The sequence below is a fragment of the Furfurilactobacillus cerevisiae genome (genome assembly GCF_048961765.1).
GTDB lineage: Bacteria > Bacillota > Bacilli > Lactobacillales > Lactobacillaceae > Furfurilactobacillus > Furfurilactobacillus milii_A.
In genome coordinates this window covers 295,853-316,873 of sequence record NZ_CP185253.1, presented here as the reverse complement: position 1 = coordinate 316,873, position 21,021 = coordinate 295,853, and the positions used below count along the sequence as shown (strand labels likewise).

Sequence of the window (21,021 nt, the reverse complement as noted above, 5' to 3'; positions counted from 1 at the left end):
ACCCTTTGTACATACATAGTTAGCGGTTTAATTTATTTTTTTATTCACAAAGATCCATTTTAATAATAATCAACACTCATTGGCCGCCGTTTCCGAGCAAGCAAAAAGACCCTGCAGTTTCCTACAAGGTCTTCATCTAACTAAATTTTATTTTTATAGTAGATTGTAAAATTAATCCGAACGCTGTTCGGACAAAAAAGATCAGCTTCCTTTAAAATGGTGTTTACAACAAACCCATCTTTTAGGAGCTGATCTTTTGTCTAGTATAACCTATTCCGAACGAATTAAAATCGAAACCTTTTGTGAACTAGGGCTGTCCAATATCCAAATGGGCGTTCGGCTGAACCGATCACCGTCAACAATTTCTTATGAATTATCTCGATGTCAACCTTATCAGGCTGAATTAGCACAAACAGATGCCGAATACAAGCGATCACGATGTGGTCGGAAAACTAAGCTGAGCGATGAGTTAAAGCAAACAATTCTCAACCATTTACATCTAAGCTGGTCACCAGGAATGATTGCTCACGAATTTAAACTAGCGACTAAATCTATTTATAATTGGCTAAATCAGGGGAGAATTGGTTTCTCCTTGAATGATCTACCTGAACATGGCGTACGCCAACGGCGTAACGTTGACCAACGATCCAAATATAATCAATCTTTGGGGCGATCGATTGAACAGCGTCCCATGATGATTAATCAACGTAATCGCATCGGTGATTTTGAACTAGATACCGTCGTTGGCCCTCGTGGGCATAGTAAGGCAGTTTTATTAACTTTAATCGATCGCAAATCACGGTTCCTTTGGGCATATCGGTTAAAGGACCGAACGACAGCGAGTGTTAATGAAGCACTGACTAAGTTCCTAACAACTTTTAATGGACCGGTGCACAGTTTTACTGTGGACCGTGGTACTGAGTTTAGTGGGCTAGTATCATTTGAATCACAATATGGTATTAAGACCTATTACTGTCATGCTTATACGCCAGCTGAACGTGGTAGTAATGAACGCTTTAATCGGAATTTACGTTATTTTTATCCTAAGGGGACTCGTTTTGAGCACATTAGTGCTCAAGATTTAACGACGACGTTACTCCAAATTAACCAGAGACCGCTTAAAATACTTGACTGGAAAACACCGTATCAGGTTATGCTGACCAATTTGTCCAAAAATTCGGATTAAATTTGCAATCTACCTTATTCAAACAGTTCATGACGCTTAAGTTCGAGCGTTCTGTGAGTCAGATTTTCATTCACTGCCTGAATGCTCTCCATACTAAGATATGCAGCAGCGTTAGCCAACTGACCACTATCCTCAAATGACATTTCATTTTTATGTGCCCATACTAATGCTGCTGTGGCAGCTGCTCCGGCTCCATTAGTATTACGTTGGTTTATCTTTTGCTCCGGATAAAATAACTGATGACGCTCATCTTGATACAACATGCCCACTTCATCAATATACAAAAACACGTTATTAACGCCTTTATCTATTATTCGTTGAGCTGCTTGAATCGCCGTGTGCTTGTCAGTAGCCTCAATTCCAGATAAGGTCTTTGATTCAACCGCATTGAGGACAAGCGTATTTAAATGACCAATACCTTTCAACAGTCTGCCAGCTTTAGTAACCGAAACTGCCTTAGCAAACATCGGTCGTTGACAGTGTTCGTACAACCACTCAATGGTCTGTTGTGGAAGATTCGAATCAATAACAACTGCTGTCGAATTGTTAATCATATCTTCACGATCTTCCAAAAACTCCGGTGTAATCCGATCGTTGATGCTCATATCATCAAGACCAACCACGCGATCGCCACCAGGTTGATTGACATATAAATAAGTCGACGAATTGGTATCAGCAAACTGTTTGGAATACGTAATGTCCATATCATTTGCCAACGCGTCTGCCTTAAACTGTTCACCATTGTTATCATCGCCATAGACGGAAATGAAATAGTTTTGAACACCGAGTTTGCGTAAATTAAGGGCAATATTACGACCAAGTCCACCTACTGCATAATAAACATGTCCAGCGTTAGAACTTTTGTCAATCACGTTTTCATCAGCCACACCAAAAATATCCATGTTGATGCCACCGATAACAGTCACGTAACTTGGTGGCGTGACAATATACCCCTTGCCGCGCAAATAACCCTTTTTCATCAAATTGGAAATATGAGCTGCCACGCCTGACCGAGTGATACCTGCTAATTCTGCCAGTTCATTTTGGCTTATCATTGGATTTTGTTTGATCCATGATAAAATTTGTTCTTCTCGATCTGTCATAATTACCTCAGTTCTGCCACCACTGGTCAAAGCTCTCTAAAAACTTTCGCATTGCCCGACCACGATGACTGATTGCGTCTTTTTCTTCACCGGTCATTTCGCCAAACGTCCGCGACTCACCATCGGGTTGGAACAAACAGTCGTATCCAAATGCTTCACTACCACGTGGTGCCTCAACGATTTGCCCCTTAACCTCACCGGCAACTTCCAATACATTTCCATCTGGTTTAATGGCATAAATCGTCGTATGAAACGTTGCTGAACGATTTGACACATCATTTAACTTATTTAACAATTTTTCACGATTAGCCTTATCGTCATGATCTCCTGCATATCGAGCAGAATGAACGCCAGGCTCACCATTTAGTGCTTCGACCATTAGCCCTGAATCGTCAGCCAACACAAGTAAATTAAAATGTTCCATGATGGTAGTTGCTTTAATTCTAGCGTTTTGAGCAAATGTTGTTCCGTTTTCTATAATGTCAGGAACATTTTCCAAATCCTTAAGTGTGGCGACATCAACACCTAGTTCAGTCGGCAACATCTCTCGATATTCTTTCGCCTTATTCTGGTTTCCAGTCGCAATCACTAGCTTTGTCATGTCAAACTCCTTTAATCCAAATATTGCATCACTTCATCCAACGTACGTACCTCATGCATCGGTCGTTCACTACCAGCAGGTTTGCGCCCATCACGGTTGACCCAAATACAATTCCAACCAAGTTCAGCACAAGGCACGACATCACTGTCATAGCCTTGCGCAATGTGAATGTGATTGTCGTTATTGAAATGATAACGCTGTTCAATTGCCCTGAAAAACTTCAAATCCGGTTTGTAGGCATGCACATCCTCTGCGGTCCAAACGTCGAATGGCACTCGTAGCGTCTTGGCGTTAAACGGAATGATATCCCACGATGAATTGGACATCATGACAAGTTTATAGCCACGATCAACAAAGGTTTGCAGTGTTTCAATGACCTCGGGGAATGGCGTCAACTCTCGATGGGCTTGCAGAACCTCTACATAGTAGCGTTCAAACTGATGTTCAAGGCCAAACTGATAATCGAGATGGATCAGATTATTGCGGGTCAACAAATCGTAGTCGATATATGGATGCATGTTGTTGCGGTCATCCTGATAACTAATGAAGCGTTGTCGCGCCAGCTTCTGATCAACACCAATCTGCTCTGCCAGCCGTTCAATTTCATTATAGGTGCCATCCTCATTTAACAAGGTGCCATAACAATCAAACGTTAAAAACTTAGTCATTATCCTGCTCCCACTCACGCGAATTCATTATTGTTAAGATTCGCAAATTATTATCAGTTTATCATGTTTCGTTACCTAGCTGTGATTCAATTATTGAAAATGCAAAAGCAAAGCACAGTCCTCACTTTGATACCAGTGCGGACTGCGCTTGAATTTTAGTTTATCCAATTGGTGAAATGGTGATGTCTGTCGGAATGATATGTGCTTCATTCGTATAGATTCGGACACCATCTTGCTCTTTAGCATAGCGGTCTAACGTTAACCCTAAAAGTTGTTCCAAATTATCATACTCATAAATTTCATCGCGCGAATTCATTACGCGACAAACGGTGTTGGTCAGCTGACCTTGATCATTGTTCATAAAAATATTTAAACAGGCCTCAGTACCATCTGCCGTGAAATATTGTTCCGTTGCCAACGCATGATTGCGATGAAAAGTCTGTGTACGTGAAAGAAAGCCACGACAATCATAAGTATCAATTGAAGTCACATTGCCAACACGATCAACGTGTTCGACGCTTTCAACTTGTTCACCACTTTCAGGATAGTAATTGATATGTGCTAACGGTGCATCGGCTTCTTCGACCCTAGCCTTGTTTTTACCATTTGGCAAAACAGAATAAAGTGGCGGAATTCTAGTCAACTGTTCACTGGTTAACTTTTTCTGCGGTACGTGAACAGCCTGCTGCAATAAGTTAAAGACGCTTAACACGCGGTTAGGTTTGATATCCACCTTTGCCAAAATGCGGGCTAGTTCAGGCGTGTACTGTGTAATCAAAAGTTGAGCGTCCGGATGACTCGGCAAAAAGAGTTTGTACTGATCCACCGCTTCCTTGACAACATCCGCATCTTGACTAATTAGTCGATTATCCAATAAAAAATCCATTGTCTAACCCTCCTTGTCCGCAACTTTAGAATTAGCATCAATAAGTAACTGAACCCAAGCATTCCAAACGGGCTCAGCACCGAAACGACTAGCACTGGCGTATGCTGCGTCACTATATTCTTGTAAGCGAGCAGGATTTTTAAGCATTTTAACGAGTCGGTCTGCCATTTGATGCCAATTGCCTAAATCAACTAATCGGCCATTTTTGCCGTTTTCGATAATTTCCGCAGGACCATAATTAACATCGTAAGCTAAACCAACGACACCGTGTGAAACGGCTTCCAGTAGGGCCAAGTCAAAGCCCTCCATCCTGCTGGTCAAACCAAATATCTGCGCCGAATTATATACGGGTGTCAAATTAGGAACATAACCCTTTAGCGTCACTACATCACCCATATCTAGATCCTTAATAACTTTTTTAATCTTCTTGGGCTCAGCAAAGTTATCTTCTGAATTTTCATAGCCGTAAATATCCAATGTCACGTTATCAACTGATTCACGAGCCTGATGAACGGCTTTAATTAAATCATCCAGCCGTTTTTCGTTGGCGATCCGCGCCACGGCAATCACTTTGCCTGGGGTTCGTTCAGCCATTGGCACATGGGGAATCGACAATGTTGCTGCCGGCACAATTCCAACCGGAATTGTGAATACTGGAATCGTCGGTTTGAAACGATCCTTTACATCCTGTGCCTGCTGTTTAGTCGCCGTTACGATGGCGTCCCAATCCTGAAGGTTATGCAAAGCATACGCATAATTGTAGTTTAGCGCTGCATGGGCCGGATCGTTGGCATCCACCGTTTGTGAATTATGTAAGTGCAAAACTTTATACGCTTTAGCCGTCATATGACTAATGGACCAATCATCAATCATTGTCCGGTCTGAAATGAAGACACTCACCTGCGGATCATGTTTGGCAACTTCATCCAGGTAAAAACGAAGGAACGTTTTCATCCCATCGAAATCGTAATCATGGCCTTGATAGTCAACCAACGTATAACGGCTATCGATTTCGTTACCACCTGCATCATTTTTTAAATAGCGAATGATTGCCGGTGTACCATCCAACCGTAGATACCGCTCCATATCCACCTTGTTGTCTTGAGAATAATATTGTTCCATGGTTTTAAAACCACGACAGTCGTATTGATCAATACGGTATAAATTGCCGAAGCGGTCAAACAATTGAACGCTGCTAACTTGCTGTGTACCTGAGAACAGACTTACACGCCGGTATAACTGACCGTTCTGAAGTACATAAAAACGGCCCTCATCCTCGTGCCACTGGATGTCCAAACCTTCATGGTTAGCAGGAAAGCGTAAATCATTCATGGTCAACGGCTGTGATGCGGCAGCCAAAGCTCCCTGAAAGTAGTCAAACATGTTCATACTTTCAGCATCACTAACTTGAGCTTCATTAAGGTTCCAATGTAACCGCGGACTATAATCACGTGTCAGCAGTCGTGCGGCCATCCCGTGATCACGAAATAGCGCGAGCCGTTTTAATTCGGCATGCTCAATTCCTGATTTCTTTTCCGGAACTGAAAAATCAACAAAATAAATCATGTTGCCACTCCCTCGTTTCCGTTATTTATCCTACCTTTATTTAACCACTTTCGTATTCCCTAGAGTTAACGCTAACGCCTGTATTTTGTACAATTTTCTACTGTTGTGTTCTTGAAAAAAAGACGTTATCTTATCCTTGTAAAAGGCACCCGTAAAATGTAGGAAAACGGCAGGTTAGAACTGTTGGTTTTCCTACATTTTTTGTATCATGAATCACATCAGAGTGTAGGAGGAATTTGATGTGAGACGTGATTTAAGAGAAGGAGTGACGATTTACGTGACTGAAAATATTAAGCCTAACTTCGCCGAGATTGCCCGGCAATATAATGTTGATTATCGAACCGTTAAGAAAGCCTATGAGGAAGTCAAAGCTGGACTTAAGGGCCGACCAAGTGGTCGACCGAAACGGCCAAGTTTACTGGATCCATTCAAGCAAACCATCGATTCAAAGCTTGAACTAAATTGTTCGGCTGCTTCAATTTTTAAATTTATCCAGAAGAAGGGCTTTACCGGCAGCTATACCCTCGTGAAAGATTATTGTCGCCAAACCCGCCGAGAACGAGTTAAGAAAGCTACCATTCGGATTGAACATTCCCCTGGTCTCTCTGCTCAAGTTGACTGGAAAGAAGAAATGGCCCTAGTGAGCAGCGAGGGTGAGCTGTTTAAATTCAATATTTTCTTGTATGTATTGCCTTATTCAAAACTCAAATATATGACACTAACCTTTGATCGGAGCCAAGATACCCTCTTTTCTTGCTTACACGACGCTTTCCTTCATACCGGAGGTATTCCGACGGAAATCTGGTTTGATAATATGAAAACCGTTGTGGATCATACAAAATCCCAGTTTGGCCACGCTGTCTTTAACGAACGGTTCCACGAATTCTGTAAAGATGCCGGTTTCACACCAATTGCTTGTCGACCATTCAGACCACAAACTAAAGGTGCAGTTGAAGCCCTTGCTCGCACGGTTGAACGTTTACGGCCATACAATACTGAATTTGCTGATGGAACTGAGCTAATCGAACTAGTTCATATGCTCCGAGATGATCTAAATCATGAAACTTCGCAGGCCACGGACGAAGTCCCGTACCTGAAATGGTTAGACGAAGAAAAAGAGTACCTTCATCGCGTTCCAGTTAATCTCCTTGAACCATACTTCGAAGAAAACATTACCCGTGTCGTTTCGAAGGAGGCCATGATCAATTTCCGCAAATGTAAGTACTCAGTAGATCCGCGATACATTGGTTGTACGGTTGCTGTTGAAATCTCCAATGATGAGCAGCGCATTCACATTTATTATAACGGAGAAGAAATTCGTACGCACTCCATAACTACCAATTCGCTGAATTATGACCCCCAAGATCAGTTCAATATCCTCAAATCTGATTTGCTTAAAGGGCGGACAGATGAAGACATTTCAGCTTACATTCGTGAACATATGACTGATTACGACAACTTATAGGAGGCTACCATGACCACTAATAATCAAATTCTTTTAAATAATCTTGAGCGCTTAGGGTTAAACAAAATCCGTGAATACTTGCCGAATTACCTTGATCAAATTCACACTGATAATCTGTCATTAACTGAGGCGCTAATTGATTTAACTAATTCGGAACTCCAGAATCGACACGAAGGTCAGATTGCACGGGCCATTGGCCGTGCTCGGTTCCCCAATACAAAATCCCTAGATACATTTGATTTTAGCTTTCAACCCAGTATGAATCGCCAAGAGGTTCTGGAATTCCAGAATCTGGCTTTTATGGAAAAGTCTGAAAACTTAATCTTTATTGGCAATCCGGGAGTCGGTAAAACCCACTTGGCAATTAGTATTGGGATTGAGGCCTGTAAACAGGGCTGTCGGGTTCTCTTTATTAATTGTCATGAGCTGTTGATTAGATTGAGAGCAGCTTACGAAAAAGGACTGCTTGATCGATCTCTAAGCCGCTATTCGCGCTATGACCTATTAATTATTGATGAAATTGGGTATTTGCCAATTGGTCACCAAGAAGCTAACCTCTTATTTCAGCTAGTCAATGCCCGCTATGAAAAGCATTCAACGATCATTACCAGCAATAGTGATCTATCCGCTTGGGTTGATATTTTCCAGAACCCAACTGTGACAGCAGCCATTCTCGATCGCTTGGTTCATCATGTTCACGTAGTGAAGATCACTGGTAAATCTTACCGATTACGTGGCCTCAAGTAACTGCCGAAAACCTACATTTCTTTCTGCCGAAAACCTACATTTTTAAACTGCCCTTGACAATCCTCTCAAAAACTCAGAGTTATCTGTCTCAATTCTAAGCAGAAGGGCGCCAATGTTACTACCTAAATCATCTTTCAAACCAGATTTCAATAATAAATGTAAATTCGCGTTTACTGGGTGGGGGGACCCATTAAACGCGAATTTATTTGGGGATATTTAAGGCGGCATCAGTTGAACGGGTGAAGCCGCCCAGTTTTATAAATTCAATTAAGAACTAACTCACTTTGGGAATGTAAATCCTAGTCTTGATGGTCGCGGCTTTTGCCTTGTCGTTCGTCACGCCGGCTGGATCCAAAACCATAATGTGCATATCACGCTTCAACTGCTTCAGGATAACTTGATGTACCGCTTCATCGCTGACAATAATATTGTTAACTGGTGAATTTTCTGCAACGATTTGTTCAATCAACGCTTTGTTGTCAACGTCCGTAATGAGTGGAATCAATTCGAACCGACGATCATCATCGTTCAGCAGTTGCTCAAAGTAAGGAGTGTCCGTGTCGATAATAAGTGAATCATTCGGCCGCGTCAGAGCGTGGGACTTCATCCACCATTCGTAATAATCATTTTCAGTTTCAAACGTTCGTTCTACTGTTTTGCCAGCATCGGTTGTTTGAACAACAACATGGTCTTCAAAGAACACTTTTTCCAACGCAACACTGTGATCAGGACGATAGTAAATTTCCGAGGCAGCGTGTTTGGCGTCCCGCGGATCAACATACTGAGTCGCCAACAAGACATTTTGCTGATCGTAAATTGCCATCTTAAACAGCTTGTCGTTTTGGAAATACTTCACACTTTCCAAGGAACGGTCAGCACGGTATTGCAATGTGACACTTTGTTTGCCACTGGCGGAACGAATCATTTCGGGCTGTTCCTCAGTGCCAGCATTCACTTGCCAATCTTGGCTTTGATCCAATGGTAAGGCAACATCTGCGTGTTGTTGCGTATCAGCATTACGTTGAAAGTCTAAGTATGGATTAATAACGTGCCCTGCATGATGTAAAATGCCCGAGCCTAGATAATCAGCCCAAATTTCGCTCAACTCCCGATTGAAATCGGTTGTCAGTAAATCAAAATGGGCGTCTGTTTTATCAAACAGATGGTCAATAATTTCCAAACCATTCTGATCACTCAGCTGACTGAGTGGAATTAACGTATTGGAATAGAAAACGTAGTGATGTGATGGGTCAAACTGAAAGTTGTCGATGAGTTTTGTCGAACTGAAATAAAATTTCATCAAATCAGTTAACTGTTGGAACTGCTCGGCTAAGTTTGCTTTATCCTGCTTAACAGCTCTTAACTTCCCATCATCGGCAGTTAACTTCTCCTGTTGTAGACTCACCTTTTTATCAATTTCAGCTAACTGTTTTTGAATGTCGGCAGTTGCGTCATCTTGGTTATTGGCTTGCTCTTGAGCGGAAACTCTTTTGTTCAAGGCAGTAACAGTTTTTCCTTGCTTAACAATCTCCTGATTAACACCGTTTTCGGCTTGTTCAAGCTCATGATCACGTACATTGATATCCGAAATCTGCTTACGTTTGGCATCAATTTCTTCCATTAGGGAATTCAAATTTCCCTGTTGACTAAGATCACCAAGCAGTTTGTGCTCCTGCTTATCTAACTGTGCCCGCTGTTTGGCGATTTGTGCGGATTGTGCCTTCATTTTCGCTAGAATGGCTGATTGTTCTGCAAACTTTTGTTTGGTTTCATTCAACGATGCCGCCAATTGTTTTTGCTTGGCCGCAACCTTATTGCGTTGATCCTGTAACTGAGAAAAAACTTCGAAGTCTGCGTTTCGTTGCTGAGCGAGTTTGTCGTAATCGCGATTAACGGCTCGTGACTGAGTCCGAAGATAGTCTTTTTCGGTTAGCAGCTGAGAGCGTAGTTCGTTGCGCGCATCTCCATACTGTTGATTAAGCTGATTGACGTGTTTCTCCAGTTGCTCACGTTTAGCCGTTAACTTCTGGTATGCATCCTCCTTAGCAACAGGAACTGATACCGACGCCTGTTCAGTCTCTTTCACATTTGACGGTTCGACAGTCGCTGTGGAATGAATGACCGTCTGAGTGGCCTGCGTTTGTTCTTTCGGTGCTTCCGATGCCGCGGTCGTCGGTGCTGAGTCGGTCACCTTTTTACCATGTCCAAATAATTTCATAAGCTATCTTCCCCCAACTCGCTTGATGAAAAGTACGATTCAAACGTTCCGTAAATCATCCAATTCTGATATCAAACGCCGTATAGACGTTGACGATGTTGTTTATGATGCCTTTGCATTGACGTTTGAACACCTTGACTCACCGCCATCTATTCAAGAGACTTTACGTGAAAATCTCCTCAATAGATGGCGGGAAGCCAAATTGCTTTCCGTCATTTTAAAAATTCAGACCTGCTTACGTACTACTTTGTTTCTTCATTTGTGGAGCCATCAACTTCGTGCTTACGACGTTTGCCAAGCAACATTGCTGATCCTGCGGCTAATGTTGCCACACCAAGCAATCCCATGACACCAGCAGATGATTCGTTGGTATCTGGTAATGTGTTGGCGGCAGCAGTTGCCTTGTTCTCAACAACATTTCCATTTGCTTTAGCAGATGGTTGTGCTGACTGCTTAGCAGTTGGTGCTACAAGCGTCGTGGCCTTGGTTTCAGGTTCTGACTTAACAGTTGCGTTCGCCAATGGTTGGGCAATCGCTGACTTAGTTGTCGCTACACTCGCCTTTTCGGTTGCTGGTGCGGCTGTTTCGCTAGGTTGTTGACCAGCGCTGGCACTACCAGTTTGAACACCATTTGTACCTGACACGCCAGTAGTCCCTGTTGAGCCATTAGTACCGTTTGTACCATTAGTACCATTGGTGCCAGCGATTCCGTTTGTGCCATTTGAACCACTAGTGCCGTTTGACCCGTTAGTGCCAGCTAGTCCGTTAGCACCAGCCAATCCATTCGTGCCATTTGTACCCGCTGAACCATTAGTGCCATTAGTACCGTTGGCGCCAGGGGTTCCATTCGACCCATCGGTACCGTTTGAACCATTTGTGCCATTCGACCCATCGGTACCGTTTGAACCATTTGTGCCATTCGATCCATCGGTGCCGTTCGTACCGTTAGCACCGGCTGACCCGTTAGTACCGTTCGTACCGTTGGTTCCATTCGAACCATTAGTACCATTCGTGCCAGCTGAACCATTGGTGCCGTTTGAGCCATCGGAACCATTAGTTGTGCCTGTCGAACCAGAACCTGCGGAAGTCGTGTTGTCGTAGTAGTCTTTAGGATCAACGGATACCGCTTGGGCATCAATCAAGGACTTGTACAACTTCACCTTGCCGGCAGGATCAACCGTGGTTGCCACGTCACCTTTGTTTGGTCCAGCGACTGTGACACTACCATCCGGATCAACGGTTACGACTTGGCCATTCAACGTTGCAGTACCGCCTGTGGTTGGAAATACCTGCGTACCGACTACCTTACCTGAAGCATCAGTGGCCGTTGCGGTCGTGGTGCCATCAGAGTTCTTAGCAAACGTAACGTTCGTACCGCTTGGATTGCTGATTGTTGAACTCGTGATTTTGTTTTCTGGATCACGGTTGATCGTTACTGAACCAGCAGGTGTCGTCTTAACTTCAGTTGAACTGCCATCTGGTTTCTTCGTAACCACATCAACAACCTTACCTGAGCCATTGGTTGTTGTTGCCGTGGTGCCAGTCTTTGGATCACCAGTCGTTGTTGTCGTGGTGCCATCCGAGTTGTGGGTAACTGTTGGTTCAGTAGTGGTACCTGTCGAACCAGTGCTACCTTCGGATCCGGTCGTACCTGTCGAACCGGTGCTGCCTTCAGATCCGGTCGTACCTGTCGAGCCGGTGCTACCTTCAGATCCGGTCGTACCTGTCGAGCCGGTGCTACCTTCAGATCCGGTCGTACCTGTCGAGCCGGTGCTACCTTCGGATCCGGTCGTACCTGTCGAGCCGGTGCTGCCTTCAGATCCGGTCGTACCTGTCGAACCGGTGCTGCCTTCAGATCCGGTCGTACCTGTCGAGCCGGTGCTACCTTCGGATCCGGTCGTACCTGTCGAACCGGTGCTACCTTCGGATCCGGTCGTACCTGTCGAGCCGGCGCTGCCCTCAGATCCGGTTGTACCAGTCGAGCCGGTGCTGTCGCTGCCAGCTGCTGAGGTGTTATCGTAGTAATTCTTCGGATCAACGGAGACACCCGTAGCATCAATTAGGGTTCGTGAACGCGTAACCTTGCCAGTAGGATCAACGTTTGTGTTAATGCTATCGGCCTTTGGTCCGCCAACAGTCAACGTACCATCGCTACCTACTGTGGCTGTTTTTCCACCAACTGTAGCTGTTCCACCATTTGCAGGAATTGTGGCAGTTCCAGTGACTTTTCCAGTTGGATCAGTAGCCGTTGCGGTTGTCGTGCCATCGCTATTCTTAACAAGCGTAACTTTAGCACCGTCACGGTCGCCAACCGTTGCACCGGTAACACTGCCCTTGGCATCCTTAGCAACAGTCGTGTAGCTACCGTCAGGATTGAAGGTTTGGTCAGTAGAGGTACCGTCACTATTCTTTGTTGCGATCTCAGTGATGTTACCGTTGATACCCTTAGTGGTCGTAGTTACTGCACCAGTCTTCGGATCCTTCGTAACGGTCGTGCTAGTACCGTCGCTATTTTGAGTCGTTTGACTATTTGCATCACTAGAACCTATCGTTTCAGTATTAGTTACCTTCCCGTCCGGGTCTTTTGTCACAACTTGGCTCGTACCATCACTGTTTGGCGTAGTTGTTACAGTTGAACCATCAGAACCAGTGTCAACAGTTGATGTCGTGTGACCTTGAGGATCCTTATTAACGGTTTCAGTGCCGCCGCCTGAAGTTGGCGTGGTCGTTGTGTAGGCTGTGTTTGCAGTATCATAACCGGTTGAAGCTGCTGTGACACTGTCATTAGCAGCTTTTAGATTGGCTGCCGCTTTAGCAGCAGCATCACTGGCAGCGGCCGCATTTGATTGTGCGTTGGCTGGTGCACCAGCTGCGTTAGCGGCAGATTGTACGTCACTAGCAGCACTGGTAGCAGCCTTAGTGGCCGTGTCCGCAGCAGATGCTTTTGTCTTAGCGTCAGACAATGCTGCACTAGCTGCGCTTAATGCAGCGCTGGCTGCACTTTGGTTACCAGCTGCAATTGCGGAAGTGGCGGATGATGTCTGTGCACTAGCCGTTGAAGCCGCGGCACTAACAGCAGCAGTGGCTGCGTTTGCTTTAGCTGCTAGGTAACTTGCTTGAACTGCTTGCGCAGCATTAGCTGCTTCAGCAGCGGCGGCTTGTGCGTCAGCAGCATTCCGTGTTGCTTCCTGAGCTGCCGATGTGGCAGTTTGTGCAATTGCCTTAGATTCTGTTGTGTTAGCGGCCGTCGCAGCGGACTGAGCAGCACTAGCAGATAAGGAAGCAGCTTTTGCTTCATTGGCTGCCCGTGTCGCATTGGCAGCTGCTTGAGCAGCTAATTCTTGGGCTTGCGTTGCTTTAACGGCAGCCGTTAACAAATTGTCACTGGCATCGGAGCCCTTTGAAGCCAAATCATTGGCCGCAGATGCTGCCAGACTAGCTGCACCGGCAGCATCCTTAGAAGCCGTTGCACCACTAGTGGCAAGCGTTGCATCGCTGTTCGCATTAGCAGCCATTGAGGTCGCATCACTAGCAGCATTGTTGGTCGTTGTTGCAGCGGTGACAAACTGTAGTGCACTCGTTGCATCTAATAATGCGTTTGTTGCACTGGTAATCTGATCAGCTGTTGCGGCCGAGTCTTGATCCACTGCATGTGCTTGGTCCAAGGCCGTTTGCAAATTACTCCAACTAGTTGGCGTGTACTTTGAAGCATTACTTGCTAGTGGAGCCGCAGTAATAGCAGATTCAAGTCCTGACTTAGATAACGTGATTGCCGTCATCGCAGCATCCAACTTTTTGAGCGTCTCATTAACCGTTGTCTGCGTCGCTGTCTTATCGGCAGTTACTGTCTTCGCATCACTCAAAGCCACAGCAAGTGTTGACCACTGAGCATCAGTGGTGTGCAGATAAGCACCTTGGTTTTGTGAAACAGTATTAGCAGTTGTAATTGCTGCGTTCAAAGCATCTTTATTGGCTTCAACGTAGATCGGGTCGGAAACGTTCGTATTCAAATTAGTCAGCTGCACCCCAGTCGGTTGAACTGCATTGCTGCCTGAAATAATCCCAACTGAAACGTGCGCTGTTGCTTCAACATACTTCCCAGCTGTTAAAGGCGTCCCAACTTGAGTTGTCCAAGTACCGTCTTTAGCAACCTGAGTCGTCGTTTGTGCGTTAACAGAACCATCCGGGTTATAAACGGTAACACTAACGGTGTAAACGTTTAAATCGTCGGATGATGGTTTGTTCATTGTGGTAGAAGCAGCAGCTTCAGAAGATTTCGTAATTGTGGAAATCAAACTAGAAATTGTCCCGGAGATAGTACTTGAACCAACTTTAATATCGTTCGAATTAACGTAAACGTATGGCGTTTGTGCCGCTGGTACACTGGCACTTGCATAGCCTAGAGTACCCTGAGAAACATAACCACTAATCGTGTTAACACGTTGAATTTGGGCCGTAATCTGGTCACCAGTATTAATGTTTAATCCAGTCGTCGTAGTTCCAACAGTGTTCCCAAAACTGGCAACAAAGGTTCCATCAGACTTGTTAATATTAGCTGTAGTAGTGGCGCCAGTGGTCGTGTCAGTGAAGACGATTTGATAAATATCACCCGGCATATCTGTTGAGGTATCAAGGGTTACTTTACCGGTAATGGTGTTAGTTCCTTGAACAACGGCCGATGTTAAATCATTGACTGTAAATTGCGGCACTAATTTTTGTGCTTGATTAATTAGTGTAGCCGTACCGGAGGCTGCTGATGTTGAGTAGTTAGGCTGTGGCGTATTCGGTGTGATTGAGCTATCTGAATCAGCTGCAAAAGTATTCTCAAGGTCCTTGCTAGTCCCAGTCGCCAAATTCCAAGTGCCGGAGAATCCGTTTATAACTGTTTGATAAGTAATATCATTTAATGTCTGATTACCAGTAATCCGTGGTAAGTACTGATTTGTCTCGTTAGACCATTTACCTAAATCAAGCATAAAGTAATATTGAACTGATGATTTTGAAGAAAGGGTTAGACTCTTCGAAACAAGTGTTAGTACCGGCTGTCCAGCGTTGTTATACGCAACTCTCAACATAAAATCACCACTTGCAAGAGCCGTGGATAATGCTTCGTTCTTAGCTGGATCAAGTGTAGCCGAGAGTGCGCTCGTGCCAGTGCCTAACTGAGTTGTACCTGACCATAGAACATAAGCCAAGTTGACATACTTTTGCCAATCAGTCGTTTTAAAGAATGGTGTCAAACTAATCGGTAGCGTCCAAGTTGACGTGTAGCTCGGTACAACACTAATTCCAGAAAATGTCGATGAACCACCAAAGGTAACGGTACTAGTATTAACAATAGAAACTGTATTAAAACTACCCGGTCCACCAGCAAGGACACCACCTGTCCCTAAGGTATTCATACTGTTTACGGATCCAGTAAATGAGGCACCATTACTATTGCCAATATTGACCAAATTCCCTTGATAAAAAGTCAAGTTAGAAGTAGCTTTTGTCATTGCCGTGTTGTCCATGCTGGCATTGTCCAATAAGCTTTGGGCCACCTTAAGAGCATTGACAAAAGTTTGATATGTGTCTGTTGAATAATTGGCTGATGATGTGGCCGCACTCTGAGCATTCTTAACAGCATCTGACAATGCTGTCTTGGCTTTAGCGATTGTTGTGTTAGCAGGCGTTGCCGCCCATAATGCGCTTCTCAATGCATCTGCATCAGACTGTAAGGATGCTGCCGTTGAATCATCATAAAGTGCACTCTTAGCCTTACTAATTGCACTCGTTAAAGTACTAAATGTATCAGCAGTGTAATCACCAGCAGAAAGTGTATCGGCCGTTTGAATATATTTATTCAAATTATTCCACGCAGAATTGGTCGTCGTTGTTAATCCATCAATTGCGGATTGAATAACTTTAGTGGCCTGATTAAGTTGATCAGGCGTACTAGTTGCCAATGGCGTGCCATCGCTCGAAAGTAATGTCTGAGCGGCTAAAATGGCGTTTTTGAGTGTCTGAGTACTTTGTGAACCGTACGCACTACCTGAACCTTCTTCCAGTAATTGATCACCACCAGCAATTGCATCACTCAAAAGAAGGTTCGTAGCAGTTGTCGTTAATAGGTTTTGATATGCCTGCTGAAGGTTATAACTGGAAGTACTAATTTGATCCGGAGTGGCAGCTCCATTATTCATAACTGCCTTAGCATAAACATAAGCACTGGCAAATGTGTCCCAACTACTCTTTGTATATGCAGCGTATGCATAATTAGTCTTGGTAGCATCGGCGGTTTGGTTAGCGTTATATGTGACGCTAGTTGTATTAAGAACATTTTGCAATGATGACAATGATCCAGATGGGATCAAAGCATCTAATGCCGTTTGTAGATTCTGCGTAGCCGTTTGAATGTCTTGCGCTGCGGAAGAACCTGAAATCTTCTGAGCGGCAGATTGAGCTGTTTGCAAATTCTGAATAGATGCAACTGTATAGGACCCAGAATCATTCAACTTAGTCGCAGCACTACTCGTTACACTTTCTAACTGAGTGAACAATACAGATGACTTATTAAGTTCAAGACCAGCCGTCGCATCAGTTAATTTTTTGTACAAAACAGAGAATGTGTTCGCTGTAGTTGCAGAATCAGACAAACCAGCGTTAGCTGCTGATAATGCATCCGTATACGTTTTCCATGCAGCTGTCGTATATTCAGAAGCCGTTGCATTCGAATATTTCGTTTGATCAGCACTAATTGTATTTTGAAGTTGTGCTTGTCCGCCTGCCCCTAAGTTAGGAACCAAACTATCAATGGCAGCCTGCAATTGTTGCTGTGCTGATTTTAGTGCTGTTTTTGCGGCCGACTGTGTCATGCCGTTTGCATTAGCTAAAGCAGTTTGTAATAACGAATATGAAGCATTTGTGTAGTTAGCGGATTTTTCAGCTTGTGCCGCCGCTAATACCTTGCTGTAATCAGTCCACGCTTGGTTAGCAGCAGCACTGGTCGTTGCTGCTGAAGTAGTGTCAGCCGCTGAAGTAGTGGCGTCACTAGTAACCGCCGCATCTGTCCGCGTAATTTCTTGTGGTGTGCCGGTTTCAGCAAATGCCGCTAAGGCTGCTGACTTAGCATCGGAAACCTGTTGACTATTCGCATTATCTGGTAAAGCAGTCACCTGTTTAGTCGGCGCCGTGGAAGCCGCTGATGTTTGTGATGCTACTGTTGATGTATTTGTTGTCGCAGATGCTGGTGCGGTCGATGTCTGTGCGTCATCGCTAGTTTGGCTTGTGGATGATGCCGTAGCCGTCGACGTCGTTGCATCCTTGGATTGACTTGCTTGATCAGTCTTTGATTGACTTGTGGTTGATGCTGGCGCGGTCGATGTTTGAACATCCTTTGTAGCACCTGCCACAGACGCTGGCGCCGTGGATGTTTGAACATCCTTTGCAGCACTTGTTGCGGATACAGGTGCAGTTGAGGTTTGAACATCTTTTGCCTGACTAGCTGTCGATGTCTGTGCCTCACTTGCCTGACTTGTTACCGATGCAGGTGCAGTTGAGGTTTGTGCGGTCTGTGTTTTACTTGCTACAGAGCTAGGTGCAGTTGACGCTTGCGAATTTGTCGATTGCGACGAAGCCGTGCTGGTCTTTACGGAAGACTGACTTACGGCTGCAGAAGCAGGTGCAACAGAAGTTGGCGCTGCACTCGCCGTCGCGGTTGTTTGCGTAACACTCGTTGAGAATTCCAACGGTGCATTTGTTTGCTTAGTTGCGTCAGTTTGGGGATCAGTAGTGTTACTGCCATTATTACTGGTCGCGTCGGCTTTTGCGGCTTGTTCACCGCCAGCTAAAAGTCCACCGAACGTAAAAACAGTAATACCGGCAAACAACCACTGCTTTCCCGCTTTATACATTTTATAGTGTTCTTTCGTACTTGTTATTGTGTCTGCAATCTCTTCATTCTTACGTGACATTTTCAACAACCCCCCTGAAATTAAACACTGATAAAGTAACTAACAATAAATATGGATAAAATCAATCATGTATTGGATGCAAATAGCATAAAAAATTATTAAATATGTTTATTAATGTTATATATCATTATTTGTCGACCCGGTATACTATTGTGTGTAAATAATTTGCCTTTTTTGCATTAAAATTCATCCCCTTGATTGATTTCAAACAGAGTGTAGCACGCAAATGGTCTACTTGTACATTTATAGTTTATGCCGTAAACAGTAAATTAATAAACACGTATATACAATTGGTATACCTATAAAATTGTGTGCCATCTAAATCAGTTGTGCACCAAGTAATTACGAATTTAAGCCGCTTAACTAATTTATTTAAAAATCGGTTTAGTACCCTGACTAGATTATTTGCTAAAGTATCTTAATTTTTTAACTATTATTGAATCACCAACAGATAAATACACCGACAATTTAGCCAATATGTGGACAGCATCAAACTTATATCACTTAATAAATGATCCGACAAAAAAAGCACTCACAATGAGTACTCCCTTTAAAAACCACTACTGGCATCATTCAAACTATCCTACTTTAGGAATATAAATCCGCGTCTTAACCTTCTTCTCCTTCGGTTTTGGCGCAACCATCCCCGTTGGATCGACAACCTGAATGTGCATGTCACGATTCAAACGTTTAATTAAGGACTGGTGCACTTGCTCGTTGCTGACTAGCACATTATTGATTGGTGAGTCATCTGCGATGATTGCATCTATCAGTGATTCATCAGCGGTGGAACTAATCAGTGGCACCAATTCAAATTTACGAGCACAGTCGTTCAACAATTGTTTGAAGAATGGTGCTTCAGTACCAATAATCAAAGAGTCTTGACTTCGTGTCAAAGCATGTGAAATCAGCCACCATTCATAAAAAGAGGCTTCACTGTCAAAAGCGTGTTCCACAATCTTAGCATCTTCAGTGGATTGAACTACCACGTGATCTGGGAAGTAAACCTTTTCCAGTGCCACACTGTGATCAGGTCGGTAATAAATTTCCGAGGCTGCTTTGGTGGCATCATGTGGATCGGCATATTGTGTGGCCAACAAAACATTTTGTGAATCGTAAATTGCCATTTTATAAAGTTGCTTATCTTGATAATACATCACGCTCGACAGAGACCGATCCGTACGATACTGCAAGGTGACTACTTGGGAACCGGTTTTAGATTTAATCTTTTCCGGTTGTTCACGGGTTCCTTCTTCTACCTGCCATTCTTGCGCTTGATCCAGTGGCAAGACAATGTCCGTTTGATGCGACTGATGGCGGCCATCATGTTGCATAGCTAAATACGGATTTATCAAATCATGTGCATGGCGCAAGATTCCCTGACTTTGATAAGTGGACCAAATTGAACCTAACTCACGGTTGAAATCAGTCGTCAGAATATCATATTTGGTCCGCGTGTTATCGAAGAGCTGGTCGATGCGTTGCAGGCTGAACTCGCCATTAAGCTCACCCAGTGGTAGCAACGTATTGGAGTACAACACATAGTGGCGTTTAGGATCAAAGTTGTATGTATCAATGACCTTCGTCGAGTTAAAGTAAAACTTCATCCTGTCCGCCAGCTCATCAAAGCTCTGACTCAAAACATTCTTCTGAGACCGTAATTCACCAAGTTTTTCATCGTCTTGTGACAGTTGCGTTTGCTGATCTGATAACTGTGTCGTCAGTGTCTCCACCTGTTGCTTCAAATTAATGATGTGCTGATTGTCGGCTGCTTGCTGAGTCGCTGCTTCGATCTGGTGATGAAGGTCATCAATTGCAGCTTGTTCCTGATTAGCACTAGTAGTGAGGCCGTTCAACGTCAGCTTGAGATCATGATCTTGCGCATTAATTGCAGTAATCTGTTGCCGTTTATCGTTGATTACCGACATCATGTCTGTCAAATTCGACTGCGTGTTGATGGCTCCAATTAATGTGTGTTCTTGGTCACTCAGGGACTGTCGTTCCTTTTTTACTGTGTCTAGCTGTGCCTGCAACATTCGTAACGTCCGTTCGTGTTTCGCACAAGACTGTTGTAGTTCCTGACGATGTGTATCATCCTGTTTGATTTTGGCTAACAAAGCCGTTCGTTTAGCCTGTAATTTCCCAAACGTCTCAAAATGAGCATTGCGCTGTTTGCTGGCAACTTCATATAACCGATTAACATGACGGGATTGTGCCCGTAACAAGTCTTTTTCAGTCAGCAACTTGGAGCGCAAGTGACCACGTGCAGTTCCATACTGTTCATTCAGCTGATCCACTTGTTGTTCAAGTTGTTGCCTTTCTTCAACTGCATCTTCCAAAGATTGCGCATCGTCGCGGTTAATTTCATTGGCCACAACATCCTGCTTGTCATCCTGACCATCTTGGAGCTGGGCCGTTGTGTGAATTATCGTTTTTGTTGCCGTAGCAGACTGTTGACCTGCCGCTGAATTGGAAACCCTCGTTTTACTTGTCGATTCGTGACGGTGTGTTGGCACCGTCATCTGCTTTTTTCCGCCAAACAACTTCATGAAACCCTACCCCCAGTCTATCTTTAAAAGTCCATATCGTTGTGGTGTTTATCCATATTAAAGCGATTTTTTAATCT

At 44.1% G+C, this 21,021-nt stretch carries 11 protein-coding genes; 3 read left to right on the top strand and 8 right to left on the bottom strand.

The genetic code is table 11. The annotated features are described in order from the left end of the window. The first annotated feature begins 256 nt into the window (after window positions 1-256). Window positions 257-1,186 carry an IS30-like element ISLpl1 family transposase gene (locus ABUE36_RS01325; RefSeq protein WP_096109805.1) on the top strand — a complete coding sequence of 310 codons (930 nt, stop codon included), beginning with the start codon at window positions 257-259 and terminating at the stop codon, window positions 1,184-1,186. 14 nt (window positions 1,187-1,200) lie between these two features. On the opposite strand, the gene ABUE36_RS01320 is transcribed toward ABUE36_RS01325, so the two are convergent. The 5 genes from ABUE36_RS01320 to asp1 all read right to left on the bottom strand — a co-directional run bounded on the left by ABUE36_RS01320 (window position 1,201) and on the right by asp1 (window position 6,010). Next, window positions 1,201-2,289, bottom strand: coding sequence for a PfkB family carbohydrate kinase (locus ABUE36_RS01320; RefSeq protein WP_421017028.1), 1,089 nt, complete (start codon window positions 2,287-2,289; stop codon window positions 1,201-1,203). Window positions 2,290-2,296: 7 nt separating this feature from the next. Next, the gene (rdgB, locus tag ABUE36_RS01315) at window positions 2,297-2,890 is read right to left on the bottom strand and encodes an RdgB/HAM1 family non-canonical purine NTP pyrophosphatase (protein ID WP_178941841.1); all 594 of its coding nucleotides are present in this window, start codon (window positions 2,888-2,890) and stop codon (window positions 2,297-2,299) included. A gap of 11 nt (window positions 2,891-2,901) precedes the next feature. After that, a complete protein-coding gene (locus ABUE36_RS01310; protein WP_178941840.1) occupies window positions 2,902-3,558 on the bottom strand; it encodes an HAD family hydrolase in 657 nt (218 codons plus the stop codon). A gap of 160 nt (window positions 3,559-3,718) precedes the next feature. After that, complete coding sequence (locus tag ABUE36_RS01305) at window positions 3,719-4,444, bottom strand: hypothetical protein (protein WP_178941839.1); 726 nt, start codon at window positions 4,442-4,444, stop codon at window positions 3,719-3,721. 3 nt (window positions 4,445-4,447) lie between these two features. Further along, window positions 4,448-6,010 carry an accessory Sec system glycosyltransferase Asp1 gene (gene asp1 / locus ABUE36_RS01300; protein ID WP_421017027.1) on the bottom strand — a complete coding sequence of 521 codons (1,563 nt, stop codon included), beginning with the start codon at window positions 6,008-6,010 and terminating at the stop codon, window positions 4,448-4,450. 241 nt (window positions 6,011-6,251) lie between these two features. On the opposite strand from asp1, the gene istA reads away from it, so the two are divergent. Together istA and istB are read left to right on the top strand one after the other, a co-directional pair. Next, window positions 6,252-7,475, top strand: coding sequence for an IS21 family transposase (gene istA / locus ABUE36_RS01295; protein ID WP_003555353.1), 1,224 nt, complete (start codon window positions 6,252-6,254; stop codon window positions 7,473-7,475). Window positions 7,476-7,484: 9 nt separating this feature from the next. Next, entirely contained in the window at window positions 7,485-8,222 is a 738-nt protein-coding gene (gene istB / locus ABUE36_RS01290) for an IS21-like element helper ATPase IstB (protein WP_014386885.1), read from the top strand. Window positions 8,223-8,496: 274 nt separating this feature from the next. Here the strand turns inward: istB and ABUE36_RS01285 are convergent, their stop codons facing one another. The 3 genes from ABUE36_RS01285 to ABUE36_RS01275 all read right to left on the bottom strand — a co-directional run bounded on the left by ABUE36_RS01285 (window position 8,497) and on the right by ABUE36_RS01275 (window position 20,944). Further along, the gene (locus ABUE36_RS01285; RefSeq protein ID WP_421017026.1) at window positions 8,497-10,440 is read right to left on the bottom strand and encodes a hypothetical protein; all 1,944 of its coding nucleotides are present in this window, start codon (window positions 10,438-10,440) and stop codon (window positions 8,497-8,499) included. Between the two features lie 242 nt (window positions 10,441-10,682). Next, the gene (locus tag ABUE36_RS01280) at window positions 10,683-18,395 is read right to left on the bottom strand and encodes a KxYKxGKxW signal peptide domain-containing protein (protein WP_421017025.1); all 7,713 of its coding nucleotides are present in this window, start codon (window positions 18,393-18,395) and stop codon (window positions 10,683-10,685) included. A gap of 578 nt (window positions 18,396-18,973) precedes the next feature. Beyond that, window positions 18,974-20,944, bottom strand: a complete 1,971-nt coding sequence (locus ABUE36_RS01275) for a hypothetical protein (RefSeq protein WP_178941834.1) — start codon at window positions 20,942-20,944, stop codon at window positions 18,974-18,976. Window positions 20,945-21,021: the final 77 nt, after the last annotated feature.

Excerpts from the sequence above, each read along its gene's own strand:
- istB (WP_014386885.1), top strand. The coding sequence starts at position 7,485 with ATGACCACTAATAATCAAATTCTTTTAAATAATCTTGAGCGCTTAGGG.
- asp1 (WP_421017027.1), bottom strand. The coding sequence starts at position 6,010 with ATGATTTATTTTGTTGATTTTTCAGTTCCGGAAAAGAAATCAGGAATT.
- ABUE36_RS01310 (WP_178941840.1), bottom strand. The coding sequence starts at position 3,558 with ATGACTAAGTTTTTAACGTTTGATTGTTATGGCACCTTGTTAAATGAG.
- ABUE36_RS01280 (WP_421017025.1), bottom strand. The coding sequence starts at position 18,395 with ATGTCACGTAAGAATGAAGAGATTGCAGACACAATAACAAGTACGAAA.
- ABUE36_RS01285 (WP_421017026.1), bottom strand. The coding sequence starts at position 10,440 with ATGAAATTATTTGGACATGGTAAAAAGGTGACCGACTCAGCACCGACG.
- ABUE36_RS01275 (WP_178941834.1), bottom strand. The coding sequence starts at position 20,944 with ATGAAGTTGTTTGGCGGAAAAAAGCAGATGACGGTGCCAACACACCGT.
- ABUE36_RS01305 (WP_178941839.1), bottom strand. The coding sequence starts at position 4,444 with ATGGATTTTTTATTGGATAATCGACTAATTAGTCAAGATGCGGATGTT.
- ABUE36_RS01320 (WP_421017028.1), bottom strand. The coding sequence starts at position 2,289 with ATGACAGATCGAGAAGAACAAATTTTATCATGGATCAAACAAAATCCA.
- rdgB (WP_178941841.1), bottom strand. The coding sequence starts at position 2,890 with ATGACAAAGCTAGTGATTGCGACTGGAAACCAGAATAAGGCGAAAGAA.